This window comes from Nitratifractor sp., from assembly GCF_015487065.1.
Lineage (GTDB): Bacteria > Campylobacterota > Campylobacteria > Campylobacterales > Sulfurovaceae > Nitratifractor.
Genome location: NZ_WFQN01000053.1, coordinates 1 through 13962 on the forward strand (window position 1 = coordinate 1; position 13962 = coordinate 13962).

Sequence of the window (13962 nt, forward strand, 5' to 3'; positions counted from 1 at the left end):
CGCGACCCGCCCGGTCATTTCCGCGTCACTATGTTGATCTTGGAAAAGCCCAGCGCTTTGAGGCGCTCGAGCACCGCGACGAAGTGCTCGTAACGGGCGGCTTTATCGCAGGAGAGGAACACGGGGCTTTTGGGATCCATCGTCTCGAGCCGGACTGCGACCCCCGCCAGATCGGTGGGACGGTCGTTGAGATAGATCTCCCCGGAGGCGCTGACCAGGAGTCGGATGGGCTGCTTGGGCGGGAAGTGCTCGGCACTTTTGCCGGTGGGAAGCTGGAGGGGGATGATCCCTTTGGCGATGAAGGTCGCGGTGGTCAGGACGATCACCAGCAGCACCAGCATGATGTCGATCATCGGCACCACGTTGATCGAATCGAACTTCTTACGCTGCATCGTTTTGCAGAACCTCCCAGCGGCCAAGCAGTACTTCGATCCTACGGGTCAAATGGTTGTAAAAAAGCATCGACGGAATCGCCACTACCAACCCCATCGCCGTGGCTTTGAGCGCCAGGGCCAATGAGCTCATGATCGAACCCGCATCCATCTGCCGGGTCTGCCCCAGTAGATAAAAGGTGATGAGAATCCCCAGCACCGTCCCCAGCAATCCCACATAGGGAGCGCTCGAAGCGATCGAAGCGATCAGATCGACCCGCTTGGTCAGATCGATCTGCAGCTCCTCCCGGTGCCGGTAGCGGCGCAGATCGACCTGCCGAAAAAAGAGCAGCCGCTCGAAATAGGCCCACAACGCCAGAAAGCCCATCAACGCCAGCAGCCCCAGAATCCCCCAATCGACGATCTCCTTGAGCCAATGGATATTCATCATCACGCCTCCTCGTCCAAAATCAACCGATACCCCACCCCTCGGACGTTTTCTATCCGGTCGCCGAAGAGCTTTTTGAGCCGGGTCACATAGACCCGGATCGCCCCGTAGCTCGCCTCCTGCGCCGCCGGCCAGAGGGTCGAGGCGATGGTTTCGGTGCGGACCGTTTCCCCTCGGGCCTGGAGCAGAAGGATCAAAAGCTCGAACGGTTTGCGCTCGATGGGCACCGGCGCTCTGTCGCGATAGATCCGATAACGGGAACGGTCGACGAGATAACCGTCCAATTCGAACCGCATCGGCCCCCGGGATCGTCGCAGGGTCGCCTGAATCCGTGCGTGCAGCTCCTCCAAATCCACCGGTTTGCGCAGATAGTCGTCCGCTCCGATGCCAAACCCTTCGATGAGCGATTCCCGATCTTCCCGGGAGGTGAGAAAAACCGCCGGCGTCTCGTCCCCGCTTTCTCGCAGCGATCGCAAAAAATTCAAACCGTTTTCGAAAGGGAGATTGATATCGAGCAGGTAGAGGTCGAAACGGCGGCGATAACAGGCCTCCAGGGCGTTTTTGGGATCCAGAAGCCCACAGACGCTGTAGCCGTGCTCTTCCAGAAAATCACAAAGGGTTTCATTGAAAAGTCTGTCATCCTCCAGAATGAGAATCGTTGCGGACACTCCACCACCCTTTCATCTTTCCCGTCTTAAATCCCATATCAGTCCTTCACCGAACAGGGTTTGAACCATTGTAGAGAAGAAGTGTTAGGAGAGTGTTAAAGATGTTAAACAAATGTCATGACTGGACAAATTCCTCCTCAACCTTACGGTAACAGACACACATGTAAAAACATTGTAGTTGCAGGTTCCATTATCTGTATCCCAAACACTCCTCTCGTTTTTCGGTCGGAGAAGAAGAAAAGAGTTAGACCTGAATTGGACCTCATGATAATCCTGTCGTCAAAAACTGTTCTCATGTTTGAATTGATAGCTTATATGCAGTACAATACCAGGAAGGAGAGCGTTGTGGGGCAGAAAGGGAGGAGATGGATTTTGCAACCTTGAAAAATTTGCGGATTTTATATGTCGAAGACGAAGGGGACGTCCGACGCAGCGTCAAAGAAGCCATCGCTCCCTTTGTCAAAGAGATTATCGAAGCCTCCAACGGCAAAGAAGGGTTTGAGATTTTCTCCTCCGACTCCCAAACCATTGATCTAATCATCACCGATATTTTAATGCCCGAAATGAGCGGTATAGAGATGATCCGAAAAATTCGCACTCTTGACCGTGAGATTCCCGTCATCTACACGACAGCTTTTGATGAAAGCAATTATCTTCGTCAAACGATAGAACTTGATGCCACCGCTTACATTCTAAAACCGATCGATATCGAAGCGCTTGTCAAAGCGATCCAAAAAGCCTCTGCCCTCATCGAAAACCGCCTCTTGCGTAATAAGCTCCAAGTTACCAATCTGCATCTGGAACAAAAAGTCGAAGAAAAGACTTCTCAACTCCTTCAACAGCTCAATACGGATACTCTCACCGGTCTTCCTAACCGAAAAGCATTAAGAGAAGCTCTCACAGGAGCCCCTTCCTCCGGAATCATTCTCACCGATATAGATGCCTTCCGCACTTACAATGAGATCTACGGTGAAGAGGTCGGCAATGAAATCCTGAAAAGTTTTGCCGAGTTCCTGACTGCCTTTGCCGTCAAACGGCATTATCAGGTCTATCGGATCGGTGGAGACATTTTTGCTCTATACAACACTGAATGTATCGAAATGTCTCTTTGCGAGAAACTTGCTCAAGACCTTTTGCAAGAAGTGAAACAAAAAGAGATTTCCCTGCAAAAATATCCACTGAGGTTTCGCCTGGGCCTCTCTATCGGGATCGCTTCGGGAACCGAAAAACCGATCGAAAAGGCCAGTATGGCTCTTCGCCGGGCCAAAATTACCAAAAAAAACCTTCTAACCTACTCTCCCGAGTATAGTTTCGATGAAGAGTACCAACATGATATGTACTGGTTTAAGAAAATTCGGCAGGCGATTGAAAAAGATCAGGTTCAAATGTTTTTACAACCGATCGTCGATGCCGATGAAAATATCCTCAAATATGAAGCACTGGTCCGGATTGTCGAAGGAGACAAGATCCATCTACCCGGTGAATTTTTGGATGTGGCCAAAAAGATGAAACTCTATTCGGAATTGAGCCGGATTATTCTCTCCAAAGTCTTTGAGATATCCCGCACCAAAACATGTCCGCTCTCCGTGAATCTGACAATAGAAAATATTGAAGATGAAGAATTCACCCGATGGCTAATAGAAAACATACAACTGTTCGGTGTGGAGAAGCTCCTGACATTTGAGATCCTGGAAAGTGAAAATATTCGCGATTATGAACGGGTGATCACCTTTATGAACCGAATGCAAGAACTTGGATGCGAAGTCGCTATCGATGATTTTGGAAGCGGTTACTCAAACTTTATCTATCTGCGCAAGCTTCATCCCGATTACATCAAAATCGACGGCTCCCTGATCCAAAACATCCATCAATCTCCTCAGGCCGAAACCATTGTACAGGCCATCAACCAGTTCAGCCACACACTCGGAATACGCACTGTCGCAGAGTTCGTCTGCTCACGGGAGGTTTTTGAAAAACTTAAAACAATCGGCGTCGACAGTTTTCAGGGGTACCATTTTTCCAAGCCTTTGCCTCCCCATGCACTTGGAGAGGGCCGATGCCCGGCATAAAAATTCGCCAGACTCTTTTGTTGTTTTGTATCATACTGCTTCCTCTTATGGCTTCAACCAACGAGGAATTTAAACCGATACCGTTTCTCACAGCATCTGAAAATCAGTGGTTAGAGAATCATCCGATTATTTCTGCTCAGAATGAACGGGACTGGCCACCGTATAATTTCAATCAGGACGGTAAACCACAGGGCTATTCGATCGATTTTTTCAATCTTCTGGCACATAAACTTCACATACAAGTCCACTATATAACAGGAAAGAGCTGGAAAGAGTATCTGGGGATGTTGCGCCACGGAACGCTCGACGTGATACTCAACATTCGCAAGACACCCAAACGTGAAGCCTGGATGCTTTTTACAGATCCCTATGCAGAAGCCAGCAAATCAATTTTTTCCAATACCCCCGGTATTCACAATCTCTCTGATCTTCGAGGTAAACGGATAGCCGTACCGGAGGGGTATTACATCGGAAGCTTCCTCCGCCGATACTATCCCCGAAGCAAACTGATTCACTGCCGAAATCTGACCCAGGCGATCTATGCAGTCGTCAACGGCAAAGCAGACGCGGTAGTGGGAGACTACAACGCCGTATCAACATTGATGCAAAAACTCGGCGTGATGCTCCGATATGCCACGATTGTCCAGGACCAACGCCTTGATCGGACGATACGCATGGCGGTACGGAGTGACCAGACTATTTTGCATTCGATTCTCCAAAAAACGATGGATCAGGTCACTTCCGGGGAAGCAACCCTCCTTCGAAGCAAATGGTTCAACAGCGAATCGGTCAAATGGGTCGATTATCGTACGATGGATCTCAATGCGTCCGAAATCGCGTTTTTGCGTTCCCACCCCGTCATCACCATGTGCAACAACCCCAACTGGACCCCCATCGAATTCCTCGATGAAAAAGGCCGTATGGCCGGAATCGCCATCGACACCCTTCGTTGGATAGAAGAGAAGCTCCATATCCGCTTCCGGCACGTGCCCACCCGAAGCTGGAGTCAGTCGCAACAGTATCTGAAAGCCAAAAAATGCATGATCCTCCCGGCGGCGATCAAAACCCCCAAACGGGAGCGATACGCCCTTTTTACCCGCCCCTATCTCCGCTATGATCTGGCAATCATCACCCGCAAAGACGCCCCGTTCGTGCGGAACCTCGATGACCTCAAAGGCAAAGTCTTCGCCCGCAAAAAAGGCTCGGGGCTGATCTCCAAAATGCGCCGCCTCTATCCAGGCATCAAAATCCTCGAAACCGACAACTACCTCGAATCGTTCCAGGCGGTCATGGAGGGGAAAGCCGATTACACGATCGCCACACTCCCCGTGGCCGCCTATTTCATCTCCCGCTATCAACTCAACGATCTGGCCATTGCCGGCTATACCCGAATGCGCTACGATCTTTCGATCGCCGTACGCAAAGACCTCCCTTTGCTCGCTTCGATCCTCGACAAGGCACTCGCGGCCTTTCCCCCCGAAAAAGGCAAAGCCATTTTCAACAAATGGACCAATATCCATATCTCTCGCAAGGCCCAGGGGATCGATCCCCGCATCGTCTATGCCCTTATGGGGGTCGGAGGGTTCGTCCTTCTTTTTGGCGGGTTTTGGTATTACCAGCTTCGCAAATCGGCCCAAGAAGCCCGTGAACTGCTCGATGCTACGATTGAAGGAGTTATTCTTCTAAAAAACGGTAAAGTAGTCGATGTCAACCAAAGCATCCTCAAATTGTTGGGCTATGATCATCGAGAAGAGATGATCGGAAAAAGATTTTTCGACTGGGTCGCTCCTGAGTCGCTTGAGGCGGTGCGGGAACATTATGAAAAGACCTATGATACCCCTTATGAAGTGATACTCCTCCGTGCAGACAATACCCCGATCCATACACTCATTTTCGGTCGAAATATCCGAAAAAAATCTCTACGCCTTGTCAATGTAGTTGATATAAGCCGTCTCAAGGAACAAGAGCACATTATCGCTCAGCAATCCAAACTTGCTTCTATGGGAGAGATGATCGGAAACATCGCCCATCAGTGGCGCCAGCCTCTGAGCGTCATCTCCGCTATCGCGACAGGGATCAAGATAAAAAAAGTCCACAACAAGTTAGATGACCACGAGTTTTCCCGACAATGCGATGAGATTAAACACCAAGTCAATTTTCTTTCACAGACAATTGACGATTTCCGTGATTTCATTCGAGGTACCCATGTACTCAAATCCTATCAGATCCAAGAAGTTATCGCGGAATTTTCCCGGCTGGTACACGGCAGTATAGAAAAACATGGGATCAGACTGATCATACACAATCGGGTAAGTTCCGAGCTCATCGGATATCCCAATGAGTTGGTGCAATGTCTACTCAACCTTTACAGCAATGCCAAAGATGCTTTCAAAAACAATGAAACAGAACGCATCATTCTCCTAGAAGCGGAGGAAAATGGGGACGGAGTAAAACTCACTTTTACTGATAGCGGCGGGGGAATCGACGACACGATCCTCCCTAGAATTTTCGATCCCTACTTCACAACCAAACACCAAGCCCAGGGAACGGGACTGGGCCTCTACATGACCCATCAGCTCCTCCAAGGAATGGGTGGAAGGATCTCTGTCAAAAATCGGCACTTTACCCTCGATATGGAGGAACAATTCTATTTCGGAGCATCGTTCGTCATCCACCTTCCCCGACAAATCAGGGAAAAGGAGAACGACGAGGAGAGGGGATAATCGACGCGACACGATCAAAAAAGTCAATAGAGCCGGTGGATATTCTCCAAAAGATTGTCCACGGTGATGTCCTCACCATGCTCTGCCAGGAATTGGTTGAGATACTTCTCCGAGGCCTCCATGCCTCCCTCTTTTTCGATTTCAGTCAATTTCTTGTAGAGAGGGTCGAGGACTTCGGTGACATGATGGGAGATCTTTTTGCGAATCGCCTTGTAACCGGTGATGTTCCCCTGCTCGTCCCGTACCGTTTCGAAATCGGTAAAGACCCAGTAGTAGCGGCCGTCCTTGGCCAGGTTTTTGACGGCGGCGATAAAATTCTTCCCCTCTTTGAGCCGGTCCCAGAGGAGTTTGAAAAGAATCCGAGGCATGTCGGGATGACGGACGATGTTGTGGGGCTGACCCACCAGCTCCTCGGGGGTATAACCGGAGATTTCGGCAAAGTAGTCGTTGGCGTAGGTGATGATCCCTTTGGGATCGGTATCGCTCTCGATATAGACGTTGTTTTTGAGTTCGATCTCTTCGTTACGGGGTTCGGGTCGTTTCATGGGATCCTCCTTTTTTCTAGTCGCAAGACGCAAGACGGGGCTTCGCCCTTCATGTCGCAGGTGTTGTCGCCGAGGGCGACGGCATTGGGATCCGCTTCGCGGATCGGCAGTGGGCAGTGGTCATTATATGCGCCTCCGGCACTTTTTGTCCTTTAAAAAGAAGCGTTGCAATGCAACGCAAACCGTAATCATTCACTATTCACCCTTCACTATCCATCCCCTACATCATATCGAGATAATGGACCAATCCATATCCTTTGTCACCCACTTCCTGGAAGCTCATGATTTTGGTTCCGCCATAGCGCTTGACAAAGAGCTCGGCCCGGGTCCGGCTGCTGAGAGGGATCAGATCATCCCCGTGCGGTCCCATGAGACGGGAGCCGAAGACATACCAGGCCTTCTGAAGCGGGATCTTCTCTCCGCTGAGATAGTCCTGCACAAACATTGTCTTGACCGCTTTCCGGCTTCTCACTTTGTACAGAGGATACTTTTCCGGATGATAGTAGAAATTGAGCATCGCTTTGACCGAAGCGAATCGGATCTTTTTGCCGTTTTTGAGCACCATCTCTGCGGTGAATTTCGGTAATTTGTCCAGTGGAATTGCGTAGACGGGATCGAGGCCGTTGCTCCAACCCGAAGCGGCAGGGGCCGTTTGGACCAAAGGTATCGTAGTGTTCCCCTCTTCCGCCATCACAGCGGTACCGCTCAGCAAAAGCCCGATCAGCATAAAAAACGTCAATCTTTTCATCTTCCATCCTCCATCTTCAATCTTCAATTTTTGATATTCCGTCCAGGACTTTGCCCGATCACAGCAGATCCTTTCTTCTGAACAGAGTATAACCCAGCAAGGCAAATACCATTCCCAGAACGATCGGGTAGAAAACCGCATAGAGCATCAAGAGGGTATGCCCCAGCGAATCGAGCAGATAGTAGGCCACCGGCCCGATCACTGTCAGTTCGGGATCAAACAGGGCGATTGCCCCGATCCGGAAAGCCTCCATGGGATTGAGCATCGCGATCGTGATGATCACGCCGTCAGAGACCCGGTTCTGCATCATCAGTCCGATGAGCGCCACATCGATAAAGGCCAGCAGCACGATCCAGGTCATAAAAGCGATCCCCAGCGCCATATCGTGGGATTTGACCGTGGTGGAGATGAAAAAGGCGATTCCCAGAAAGACGATACAGAGCGCGAAGATCAGGGCCGAATAGAGTGACACCATTGCCCAGGGAATCGCCGCACCTTTGAGCACCCCCCAGCCGATCCCCAGGATCAGCGCGCCGATGACCGGGACAAAGACTGTGACGAAGCGTCCCAGGAACTTCCCCCAGTAGTAATCCCGCAATGAGATAGGGAAAGAGAGCATATACTCCAGAATATTGCTCTCCCGATCGGCAGAGATCGATTTGACGGTGGTGATGAGGATGAAAATCGGCAGGATAATGATGGTCACCTGCATAAAGACCAGCAGCAGACGGCTCAGCCCGGTAAAGCCCATCACCACCGAGTCGGTGATTCCGCTGATAAAAAAGAGCCCCATCAGTCCCCCGAAGACCACCGCATAGACATAGAACCATTTCGATCGCAGGGACTCCCGGATATCCAGATAGGCCACCAGCAGCAGATTTTTCACGGTTGAACACCTCTCAGTTGATTGTTTTTCTCTTCGATTCTGCGGATCACCCGAACGGCATCTTCGAAGTGCAGCACCTTGTGCCCTTTGGGGAAGGTTTTTGCGTTGAAGGCGGCGATCCCGTAGGCCATCGGCGTAATCGAGTCAGCGGTATAGAGGGCCTTCCTCGCATCGAGCCACTCGCCGGTTTTGGCATCGGTCACCCAGATTTTGGCCCGGTCCTTCCAGGGGATATGCTCCTCCTCCAGCCAGAGGGTCGCACAGCCGATGTCGTCGAATTTGTAGACTTTGCCGGTGTCGGGGTTGATGATTTCGGCGGCATATTTGCGTTCGCTCAGGACCATTTTGCAGCGTTCGCAGACATCCCGGTCCCAGTGAACCGGTTCAAACATCCCCTTTTTCCGCTCTTTGCATCCGACGAGGATCGGTAACACCGCCAGAGCAAGGAGGCAGAAATCACGCCGTGATCGGTTCATCCTCGACCACCTTTCCCAGTTCCATATAGACCTTGCGGTTGACCAGCCCCTCCAACTCCTCGAGGCGGTGGGTGATATAGATCGCCGAATAGTCGTAATCGAGCTCCGTCAGAAGCCGGTAAAAGAGCTCCCGCGCCTTGGGATCGAGACTGGCGGTCGGTTCGTCAAAGACGAAGAGCCGGCTCCGCCGTGCCAGAGCGATGGCGATGAGGAGCTTCTGTTTCATCCCCCCCGAGAGCTTGAAAAAGGGTTTGGAGGCGTGGGCCTTGAGATCCAGATCCATCCGGCCCGCCTGGGCCGTCACCGCCTCTGCGGCGACGCCGCTGCTGCGCTCCACATACATGAGAAGCTCATCGATGCTCAGCTTGACCGGAGGCGGCAGCTGGGGAATGAAACCGATAGCCTTGAGAACCTCGACCCGCTCCCGAACCGGATCCCTGCCCAGGACTCGGATCGTCCCGGCATCGAGATGGTAGAAGCCCAGCATTGAACGGACCAGGGTCGTTTTTCCCGCCCCGTTGGGACCCAGCATCGCGATACGGTCCCCGGCTTCAATCTTCAGTGTGATGCCGTCCAGGACCGGAGTGCCCAGAAACTTCTTGCGGACGTTGCTGATCTCGACGATGGGGCTCAAATCAGATCCTTCAATCGGAAGGTGTAGTTGTAGGCGTCGGTATGGCAGACATCGAAGCAACGGGCACAGAGGGTACAGTCGCCGTTGACGACAAGCTGTTTGCTGATCCCTTTTTCCTTGCGTTCCTTGTCATATTTGGGCTTGGTGAACTCGATGACGTGGTTCTCGAAGCAGGCATCCAGACAGGCACCGCAGTGGTCGCATTTCTCCATATCCCACTGCACCCGCGTCGCACTGATCCATCCGACCAGATTGTAAGTCGTTCCCACGGGACAGATATATTTGCACCACATGCGACGGGAGTAGAAGACCTCAAAAGCCAGGATCACCAGGACCCAGACGATCGCCAGACTCCAGCCGTAGACGATGAATCGGCTCAAGATCCCGATGGGATTGATGATCTCGAAAACCAGAATCCCGTCAAAGAAGGTCACGATCAGAAAGACCGCCCAGAAGGCGAAACGGATCCTCGGATCCCATTTCCGCTCCTTGATGATCTTTTTGCGGACCAGCTGCTGATGCCAGTACTCGCCGATCTCACTGAGCACACCGTAGGGGCAGGCCCAGGCGCAGAAGGTCTTGCCCCCCACCAGCAGATAAAAGACAAAAATCGTAACGGACCCGATGATCATGTTGGTGTGGATCACATGGGTCGCCGCCCAGGTCTCCAGCGCGGTAAAGAGATCGATCATGTGAAAGCCCAAGAGCCTCGATCCGTTCATCGTCCCTTCCAGCAGTTGGATATCGATGTGATAGGAGAGGAAAAAGGCGATATTGATCACAATGACGCTCAGCCAGCGCCAGAAACGCCAGGTGGGCCGGATCTTCCCTTCCCGGGTTTTATAATAAAAAGTCGAGAAAAACGACGCCCTGAGAATCTCCCGAATACTGCTGTTGTATCGATCCATGGTTTCTCCTTCCTCAGTGCCAGTTCCCCGGCATTACTTTCACTGTTTCTGCGACGCTTCGAGCTTCTGCTGGAAGGTACCGATCTCTTCGGCCAACGCTTTGAGCTGGCCTTCATCCATTTTGGACAGAAGACCGTACATCACATAGTTTTTTCGCTTGCCGCTCTTGAAATCCTCCAGAGCTTTGAGGATGAAATCACTCGATTTCCCGATCAGTTTTGGCCCGATAATCCCCTCTCCGTTGACACCATGACAGGAGGAACATTTTTGCTTGTAGAGGGGGCTGACTTTAAAGGCCATAAGATTTCCGGCACGTTCTTGCAGCGCTTTGAGCTTCTTGGCCGCCTCATCCTCTTTTTTGCTTTGAGGTTTCACCGCATTCGTTTCCGATGGGGTCAAGGAAGAGACTTTGGGGTGTTTTTCGACTTTCACCTCCATTTTGGTCCGTTCCAGAAGCTTTTGTATCTCACCGAAGCGATTCGCTTCCCGATCCAGACGATACATAAAAACCATAGCCCAGATAGCCAGCAGTGTCGCAATGGCTGCGATGATATGTCGAATCATTTTTTTCTCTCCCTCAGTTTTTGGATTTGTTTGTTGAATGCGGCGATCTCATCGGCGATCGCCTTGAGTTTCGCATCGTCGATCTGGCTCACCAGCTCTTTCATCAGTACATTCTTACGTTTACCCGATTTGAAATCCATCAATCGACCGTAGATGAAGTCACCACTCTTGCCCAAAAGCGATGGACCAATTACCCCATTGGCATAATCATCGTGGCAGGGAGAACAACGAACGATGAAGTCTTTACTCAGTTTTTTGATCATCAGCGTAATCTGAATCCGTTCATAGGGCGAATGGATATTGAGATAGGCGTCCAGTGTCGTCCGGTGCTTCTGTTTGGCAACCGGTGCCTGCTTTTTTTGTTGGTTGTAGGAGTAGTAAAACTGTCCGCTGTTCTCTTTGGAAGGTTCTTTCTCCCGGACCTTCTTGACAACCCCTTCTGTCACAGTTATTTGAGGCGGTGAAGCCTGCTGAACCTCTGATTTCTCCTCCTGTTTCCCTTGACACCCGACAAGCAGAAGGAGACAGACACAGCTCATAGGTAGCACTATTTTTTTTCGCATCGTTTTATCCTTTTCCATAAAGGTCGGCATAGCTTTTGCGGGGAATCACTTTGATTACATCGGCAGGGCAGAGCTCCACACAGGCACCGCAGCCGTTGCAGGCCTCCCGAATCTCCGGCAGCAGACCGCCTCCTTTGGCGTCAACCATACCGATCGCTTTGCTGGGATCGGGATAGGGACACATGTCGGCACAAATGGTACAAGACTGCTCGCCCCGGTGTTTTTCCAGTTTCTGGAGCAGCTTTTTTTGCAGCACCGTCTTCTCCGGATCGTCTGCACGGATCACCGCTTTATGATTGCGATGTTCCTCCGGGCTCAGAACCTTTGTGTGGTCATAGATCCGATCGATCGCCCCATCGGGAACCGGTTTGCCGATTTTGGCCAGGCACCCCTGGGGATCGTGAACCACCGCGATCCCCATATGGACGAATTCGATGCTATCGTGCTCATGGTCCAGTGCCCCGCTGGGGCAGGCCAGGATACAGGGGAAGGCTTCACAGAGATAGCACCCCCGCTCTCTGGGTTCGATATAGGCCATTCCCACACTGGCACGTCCGTCCACATCCTCCAGCTTGATAGAGTCATAGGGGCAGACCTGAAGACACTGACCGCATTTGATGCAGAGCCCCAGAAACTCCTCCTCCGGCACCGCACCGGGGGGACGCAGTCTCGCCCCTTCCGCCTTGAGATAAGGCGCGCCGAAGATCCCGCCGGCTGCCGCCAGGCCCAGGACCCCAAGCCCGGTCATCTGCTGAATGAATTCGCGTCGTTTTTTGCTTGTCTGTGCACTCATTGGGCACCTCCCTTTTCCAGTTCCTTTTCGTACATTACAGGATGGGGATCCTCCAGCAGCATAATCGGCTGCGACAGCGGGGCCAATTTCGCCAGGAAATTGAGAATCGACACCACAGGTGAGGCGTAGAAAAACTTGATATTGGGATTGCTCATCCACATCCGGTCGGCGTAATAGTAGAGCCGATAGGGGGTGTCTCCGATTCCGTCTCCATCCTTGTCAAATCCTTCGTAGTCGTCCCAGTAGTTGCCGTCCCACCGGTTCTTGACAGAGTGGAGCGTCACCTGATCGTCATCGTAGACATTTTCGATATTCCCTTTGAAAACATTTCCGTGAATGTAATTGTTGATGCTCAAGGAGTGAAAATTGATCCCGATGGAGTTGTAGACGATCCGGTTGTTGGCGATCGTATTGTTCTGATCGGGTTGAAAGGGACTGCGGTCGATATAGAGACCCCGGGCACAGTAGATCACCGTATTGTCACGCAGGGTGAAGTTGCTGCAGTCCTTGAGACCGATCCCCAGTCCGGTAGTCCCGATGGAGCTCTTGATCGTGTTCCCCTTCGCGATCGAGTCCCTCGAATACATAAAAAAGATCCCCACCGAGTTGTGCTCGTAGGTATTGTTCAGTACTTCGTTACGTCCGGCGTACATGAAGTGGAGCGAATAGCGGCTGTATTCTCCAAAGTTGTCGGCGATGGTGTTGCCATGGCTGTACCAGACTACCATATCCCGAGAGTGGGTGATGTGGTTGGCACTGACGTTATTGTCGTTGCTGTACCAGAGCCGTATCGCATCCCCCCGCAATCCCAAAGAGAAAGGTTTGGAACGGATCCAGTTGCGGGTAATCTGCGATTCATTCACCTGTTCCATATCGATCCCGAAGAGGCAATCGTCGATCCGGCAGTGATCCACTGTGACATATTTGGACTTTTTGACGGAGACGGCGGCATCGACACGTTCATGCTCCTGTCCGCTGTGCAAAATCGTCAGGTTCCGCAGAGTCACATAGTCGCTGCGGATCGTCACGACCGTTCCGTTGCCGTCGCCGATGATTTTGGCCCCCTGGCTTTTGCCCTCGATGATCAGTGGTTTGTCGATGATGATATTGCCGTGATACTCTCCGGCGGGAAGCTCCAGTTTCGAGCCGGCTTTCGCCCGGTCGATGGCCTTCTGCAGGAGATTCCCCGACAAGAGGCCTGTTAGCGTAAAAATCATCATCGCCGCCTTGAACATCGAAGGGTTCCCATCAAGCCGTCTGCGTGGCCGCTCGTCGCGCTTTTTTCTTGGCCAGAATCGCCAACAGACTAAAGAAGCTGATCGCCAGCAAAATCCAGAAGCCGGTCGTCGGATAGGAGTGGGTCGTAAACTGCGCCACTTTCCCGTCTCCAAAGACCGTCGGCATGAAGGGTTTGATCTTGAAAGCCCCCCACGGGTGCATATGGTGGCCGAACCAGTAGAGCCAATAGGCGTAGAAGCCCAGGAAGATCGCCGGCAGAACCACCGGAATCAACATCAGCCAGTCAAGAATCCGAGCATTGTAGAGCATATAATAGACCATCAGCAG

At 51.8% G+C, this 13962-nt stretch carries 15 protein-coding genes and 1 pseudogene; 2 read left to right on the top strand and 14 right to left on the bottom strand.

From position 1 onward, the window contains the following. Positions 1-14 precede the first annotated feature (14 nt). From F8I07_RS02825 to F8I07_RS02835, 3 genes are read right to left on the bottom strand one after another with little or no spacing between them, the layout of a single operon-like run. On the bottom strand, positions 15-392 hold the full coding sequence (locus F8I07_RS02825; protein WP_292655485.1) for a biopolymer transporter ExbD: 378 nt from the start codon (positions 390-392) through the stop codon (positions 15-17). Beyond that, a complete protein-coding gene (gene exbB, locus F8I07_RS02830; protein WP_367264346.1) occupies positions 382-822 on the bottom strand; it encodes a TonB-system energizer ExbB in 441 nt (146 codons plus the stop codon). The genes F8I07_RS02825 and exbB overlap by 11 nt, the downstream gene beginning before the upstream one ends. Continuing rightward, complete coding sequence (locus tag F8I07_RS02835) at positions 822-1487, bottom strand: response regulator transcription factor (protein WP_292655488.1); 666 nt, start codon at positions 1485-1487, stop codon at positions 822-824. Before F8I07_RS02835 ends, exbB begins: the two co-directional genes overlap by 1 nt. A gap of 365 nt (positions 1488-1852) precedes the next feature. Here F8I07_RS02835 and F8I07_RS02840 point away from each other — a divergent pair, with 365 nt between their 5' ends. Beyond that, the gene (locus F8I07_RS02840) at positions 1853-3556 is read left to right on the top strand and encodes an EAL domain-containing response regulator (RefSeq protein WP_292655490.1); all 1704 of its coding nucleotides are present in this window, start codon (positions 1853-1855) and stop codon (positions 3554-3556) included. Positions 3557-3603: 47 nt separating this feature from the next. Further along, on the top strand, positions 3604-6279 hold the full coding sequence (locus tag F8I07_RS02845; protein ID WP_292655492.1) for a transporter substrate-binding domain-containing protein: 2676 nt from the start codon (positions 3604-3606) through the stop codon (positions 6277-6279). Between the two features lie 23 nt (positions 6280-6302). Here F8I07_RS02845 and F8I07_RS02850 read toward each other — a convergent pair whose 3' ends face one another. The 11 genes and pseudogenes from F8I07_RS02850 to F8I07_RS02900 form a co-directional block, all read right to left on the bottom strand. Beyond that, on the bottom strand, positions 6303-6824 hold the full coding sequence (locus F8I07_RS02850) for a PAS domain-containing protein (RefSeq protein ID WP_292655494.1): 522 nt from the start codon (positions 6822-6824) through the stop codon (positions 6303-6305). A gap of 220 nt (positions 6825-7044) precedes the next feature. Next, complete coding sequence (locus F8I07_RS02855; RefSeq protein ID WP_292655497.1) at positions 7045-7572, bottom strand: nitrous oxide reductase accessory protein NosL; 528 nt, start codon at positions 7570-7572, stop codon at positions 7045-7047. A gap of 58 nt (positions 7573-7630) precedes the next feature. Beyond that, positions 7631-8458: an ABC transporter permease subunit gene (locus F8I07_RS02860; protein WP_292655500.1), complete on the bottom strand. Its 828-nt coding sequence runs from the start codon at positions 8456-8458 to the stop codon at positions 7631-7633. After that, on the bottom strand, positions 8455-8934 hold the full coding sequence (locus F8I07_RS02865) for a nitrous oxide reductase accessory protein NosL (RefSeq protein WP_292655504.1): 480 nt from the start codon (positions 8932-8934) through the stop codon (positions 8455-8457). Before F8I07_RS02865 ends, F8I07_RS02860 begins: the two co-directional genes overlap by 4 nt. Then, a complete protein-coding gene (locus F8I07_RS02870) occupies positions 8915-9568 on the bottom strand; it encodes an ABC transporter ATP-binding protein (protein ID WP_292655507.1) in 654 nt (217 codons plus the stop codon). The genes F8I07_RS02865 and F8I07_RS02870 overlap by 20 nt, the downstream gene beginning before the upstream one ends. Next, positions 9565-10476, bottom strand: coding sequence for a NapH/MauN family ferredoxin-type protein (locus F8I07_RS02875; protein WP_292655509.1), 912 nt, complete (start codon positions 10474-10476; stop codon positions 9565-9567). Before F8I07_RS02875 ends, F8I07_RS02870 begins: the two co-directional genes overlap by 4 nt. Before the next feature lie 39 nt (positions 10477-10515). Continuing rightward, positions 10516-11040: a c-type cytochrome gene (locus F8I07_RS02880; RefSeq protein WP_292655511.1), complete on the bottom strand. Its 525-nt coding sequence runs from the start codon at positions 11038-11040 to the stop codon at positions 10516-10518. After that, positions 11037-11603, bottom strand: coding sequence for a hypothetical protein (locus F8I07_RS02885; RefSeq protein WP_292655513.1), 567 nt, complete (start codon positions 11601-11603; stop codon positions 11037-11039). Before F8I07_RS02885 ends, F8I07_RS02880 begins: the two co-directional genes overlap by 4 nt. A gap of 4 nt (positions 11604-11607) precedes the next feature. Then, on the bottom strand, positions 11608-12396 hold the full coding sequence (locus tag F8I07_RS02890) for a 4Fe-4S dicluster domain-containing protein (RefSeq protein WP_292655516.1): 789 nt from the start codon (positions 12394-12396) through the stop codon (positions 11608-11610). Next, positions 12393-13613: a nitrous oxide reductase family maturation protein NosD gene (locus tag F8I07_RS02895; protein WP_367264352.1), complete on the bottom strand. Its 1221-nt coding sequence runs from the start codon at positions 13611-13613 to the stop codon at positions 12393-12395. The genes F8I07_RS02890 and F8I07_RS02895 overlap by 4 nt, the downstream gene beginning before the upstream one ends. A gap of 31 nt (positions 13614-13644) precedes the next feature. Continuing rightward, positions 13645-13962, bottom strand: a pseudogene (locus tag F8I07_RS02900) (cytochrome C); the annotation flags it as partial.

Coding starts and splice junctions, on each gene's coding strand:
- F8I07_RS02825 (WP_292655485.1), bottom strand. CDS start 392: ATGCAGCGTAAGAAGTTCGATTCGATCAACGTGGTGCCGATGATCGAC.
- exbB (WP_367264346.1), bottom strand. CDS start 822: ATGATGAATATCCATTGGCTCAAGGAGATCGTCGATTGGGGGATTCTG.
- F8I07_RS02840 (WP_292655490.1), top strand. CDS start 1,853: ATGGATTTTGCAACCTTGAAAAATTTGCGGATTTTATATGTCGAAGAC.
- F8I07_RS02845 (WP_292655492.1), top strand. CDS start 3,604: ATGGCTTCAACCAACGAGGAATTTAAACCGATACCGTTTCTCACAGCA.
- F8I07_RS02850 (WP_292655494.1), bottom strand. CDS start 6,824: ATGAAACGACCCGAACCCCGTAACGAAGAGATCGAACTCAAAAACAAC.
- F8I07_RS02855 (WP_292655497.1), bottom strand. CDS start 7,572: ATGAAAAGATTGACGTTTTTTATGCTGATCGGGCTTTTGCTGAGCGGT.
- F8I07_RS02865 (WP_292655504.1), bottom strand. CDS start 8,934: ATGAACCGATCACGGCGTGATTTCTGCCTCCTTGCTCTGGCGGTGTTA.
- F8I07_RS02875 (WP_292655509.1), bottom strand. CDS start 10,476: ATGGATCGATACAACAGCAGTATTCGGGAGATTCTCAGGGCGTCGTTT.
- F8I07_RS02880 (WP_292655511.1), bottom strand. CDS start 11,040: ATGATTCGACATATCATCGCAGCCATTGCGACACTGCTGGCTATCTGG.
- F8I07_RS02885 (WP_292655513.1), bottom strand. CDS start 11,603: ATGCGAAAAAAAATAGTGCTACCTATGAGCTGTGTCTGTCTCCTTCTG.
- F8I07_RS02890 (WP_292655516.1), bottom strand. CDS start 12,396: ATGAGTGCACAGACAAGCAAAAAACGACGCGAATTCATTCAGCAGATG.
- F8I07_RS02895 (WP_367264352.1), bottom strand. CDS start 13,613: ATGATTTTTACGCTAACAGGCCTCTTGTCGGGGAATCTCCTGCAGAAG.